Source organism: Streptomyces poriticola, from assembly GCF_036689765.1.
Taxonomy (GTDB): domain Bacteria; phylum Actinomycetota; class Actinomycetes; order Streptomycetales; family Streptomycetaceae; genus Streptomyces; species Streptomyces poriticola.
Window position 1 is genome coordinate 1 of the sequence record NZ_JBAGKH010000116.1, and the last position, 346, is coordinate 346.

Below are 346 nucleotides of genomic sequence, written 5' to 3' on the forward strand. Positions count from 1 at the left end.
ATCATTGTGTGGGTGACCCTCCGATCTGCGGGGTGGACGGTCGCAGAACCGTGCAGACGTGCGCGGGCGTGCGACCCGGCTCGAGGCGCACATAGTTGGCCCTGCCCCAGTGATAGGTCTCGCCGGTGAGTTCGTCACGCACCGGCACCGACTCGTGCCATTCCAGGCCGAGTTGCGGCATGTCCAACGAGACCGTGGCCTCCTGGGTGTGGTGCGGATCGAGGTTGGCGACGACCACGACCGTGTACGGTCCCTTTCGCTTCGAGTACGCGATCACCTGGTCGTTGTCGGCCTGGTGGAAGTGCAGATCGCGCAGCTGGCGCAGGGCCGGATTCTCCCGCCGGAC

The 346-nt window shown here is 66.2% G+C and carries 1 pseudogene; it reads right to left on the reverse strand.

Annotated elements, in window-relative coordinates:
- Position 1: 1 nt before the first annotated feature.
- A pseudogene (locus V5O46_RS31700) lies at positions 2-346 on the reverse strand (alpha-1,4-glucan--maltose-1-phosphate maltosyltransferase); the annotation flags it as partial.